Source organism: Zongyangia acetica (assembly GCF_038739695.1).
Classification (GTDB): domain Bacteria; phylum Bacillota; class Clostridia; order Oscillospirales; family Ruminococcaceae; genus Zongyangia; species Zongyangia gallinarum.
Genome location: NZ_JBBEWN010000051.1, coordinates 1 through 699 on the forward strand (window position 1 = coordinate 1; position 699 = coordinate 699).

Annotated in this window: 1 protein-coding gene; it reads right to left on the reverse strand. The window is 50.6% G+C overall.

Annotated features, from left to right (window positions below):
• Window positions 1-133: 133 nt before the first annotated feature.
• Window positions 134-699, reverse strand: a 566-nt coding sequence (locus tag WGC32_RS15055; RefSeq protein WP_342683088.1) for a transposase, incomplete at its 5' end; no start/stop codon positions are given.

The following is a 699-nucleotide window of genomic DNA, read 5'->3' on the forward strand; positions in this document are numbered from 1 at the left end:
AGAAAAGACCTGCTAATAAAAGTCAAGTAGAAATTTCAGATTTTTAGGGAAGCGAAAAAGGCAACACAAAATCAAGCCGCTGAGCATCTCAAAATTAAAACGGCGGCCAGCCAGATGGTATAGCGCAGGAAAATCAGTCGTGACCCAGGGAATCCAAGTAGGCTTTCACCGAAGCGTAGTAGATGCGCAGGAACTTATTTGCGGAGGCCATCATGTAGACACGGTAGGGCTTGCCTTCTGAGCGTTTCTTGTTCATGAACTGGTAGATCGGCTCATTCATTGGAGCACGTTGCAGGATGACACTCATCACTAGAAAGAGCGTCCTGCGCAGTGAGGAAGATCCCCGCTTGGAAATGCTGCGGCTACGGATATCCATTTGGCCGGATTGGTAGGGCGGAGCATCAATGCCCGCAAAGGCAACCAGCGCTTTTTTGGAATGAAAACGGCGTACATCGCCAATTTCAGCCATGAGTTGGGGGCCGAGGACAGGACCAACACCAAACATCCCCATCACCACCGGATACTCCGGCAGAGAAGCCGCCAAGGATTGCATCTCCTGCTTGAGAGCAGCTAATGTGGCAGAAGTTGCCCGGAGTTGGGAAATGGCCTGTTCTACCAAAAGTTTTGCTGTATCCGTTTTCGGCATGACACCAAAGTGTCCACAGGCGGAGGCATAAATGTCCAGCGCCTTATCTTCGC